Source organism: Myroides sp. LoEW2-1 (genome assembly GCF_009767705.1).
Taxonomy (GTDB): domain Bacteria; phylum Bacteroidota; class Bacteroidia; order Flavobacteriales; family Flavobacteriaceae; genus Flavobacterium; species Flavobacterium album_A.
Genome location: NZ_WSPP01000282.1, coordinates 1 through 1875 on the forward strand (window position 1 = coordinate 1; position 1875 = coordinate 1875).

Consider the following 1875-nt stretch of genomic DNA (forward strand, 5'->3'; position numbering starts at 1 on the left):
ATGAGAGTACATTATTTCTTGTTTGCTCATCTCTTTATTATTTCAAGCAAACTTACTACCTTACGTTAGCTTATGAAATATGGGCTTGGTCGGGTGGATACATAGCAGCCTATGAAATGCGATGCAAAATCATGGTTTGTATAGCGGCAATAAATAATAATTTCTTAACATTATTAAAGCAATTTTTTATAAAAAATCTACGTTTAAAGTATATAACCACAAAAAACAACAACTATGAAAACTGAAAAAATAATCTTATTGCAATCTCTTTTATCTCCAGAAGAACACAATGCTATTCTCAACGAAATGCGAGATAAAGTTGAAGATGACAAACTACTCCATTATCTTTTAGGTAATGACTTTTTCTTTAAACTGAACCTAAATGAGAAACACCAAGAAACAGCATTAATAGATTTCATTGTTCAAAGAGCTTTTGAATTAGATATGGAGTTTTCTAAAGACATCAATACCCTACACAAGAAAATTAAAAACGTTTATCGAAAAAAAGATTTCCTACCCTTAGAATTAAATCAATACACCCTTCAAAAGCTGAAGAAAACACTGCATAAGGACTACACTATAGGTTCGCTAAATAAAGCTGATGATTTCGTATATCTATGTATATTAAAGAAGAAGAACTTAAAAAAACTGAGAAACCTTCACTTTCCTTTTGGGGACTTTGAAAAAATAAGTGATACGTTCGACCAGGACAATTAACTAAATACTTTTACACTTAAACTGACTTGGGGTGACCCCCACATAAGTCTTAAAGAATCTACTAAAATAGGATACATCATTATACCCTAATTCGTATGCACATTCCTTGATAGAAAAGCCACTGTGTTTGAGTAAGTACTGCGCTTCGAGTATAATGCGTTCGTGAATAAGGTGTAATGCTGTATCTCCTATTTCTTCCTTGATAACTTCCGTTAAATGCTTAGCTGTAATCCCCAATAATGATGCATACTCCTGTACGCTTTTCAGATCTTTATACTTTTCATCAACCAATTGTTTAAACTGATAAGTCAATTGATACTGTCTGTTCATATTCTTTCGAAAACCAAGAAGGCAGTACTCACAAGCTCTGTTATACTCATATAATAAAGCAATAACCTTTAAGCGTATCATATCAAGGTGGTAGGCATATTTCTCTTGCAACTCTATTTCAATACTGCTAAATAAGGAATGCACTTCATTATAGCGATCTTCTAATCTATACAATGGCGGATAATCAGCATTTAAATATAGGAGTTCATCAATAATGTTCTCCTTTAGAAATAACTTATACAAAAACGATTTGTGAAAGAAGATCTGCATAACCTCAAAATCTTCAGAAACAGACTTAGTACTGTATATTACGTCAGGTGAAATAATAGAAATCGTTCCTGCATCTATTACAAAACTATGGTACCCAACTCTTAGTTTCATACTCCCTTTTATTCCAAGCACCACAATATAGTAATCCATTTTCTTAGGAGAAGATACTATTAAATGCTTGCTATCGCGAGAAAAAACAATCTCTTTATCTTTTGTAAAAGTGTAATCCATAAATTCTGTAATAACTCTGGCAAAATTAATTAAAATCATTCTATATAAATACAAGATAACTTTCTTTTAACCTTCTGTTTGAACTCCCTTCAACAAAAATTTCACAATGCCGTAAAGTATGAGAAAATAAAAAGCCTTGAGAAATACTTCTCAAGGCTTATATGGTAATAATAATTTAAATCTTAATTATAACAGAACTCTGTAGGAGCAAAATTTAAAGCTCTCAAAAATTCTCTTGGTTGCTCATCTAATTTGACAACCTGCTCATTACTCAAAATGAAATTAGATTTAACCCATTCCTTTGTATTATATACAAGGTTAAATAAT

The 1875-nt window shown here is 31.2% G+C and carries 2 protein-coding genes; one reads left to right on the forward strand and one right to left on the reverse strand.

The features are described 5' to 3' along the window. The first annotated feature begins 234 nt into the window (after positions 1-234). Positions 235-717, forward strand: coding sequence for a hypothetical protein (locus GOQ24_RS14460; RefSeq protein WP_155093286.1), 483 nt, complete (start codon positions 235-237; stop codon positions 715-717). Here the strand turns inward: GOQ24_RS14460 and GOQ24_RS14465 are convergent, their stop codons facing one another. Next, positions 718-1587 (reverse strand): helix-turn-helix domain-containing protein, encoded by an 870-nt coding sequence (locus GOQ24_RS14465; protein ID WP_230381571.1) that lies wholly within the window; start codon positions 1585-1587, stop codon positions 718-720. Between the last annotated feature and the right edge of the window lie 288 nt (positions 1588-1875).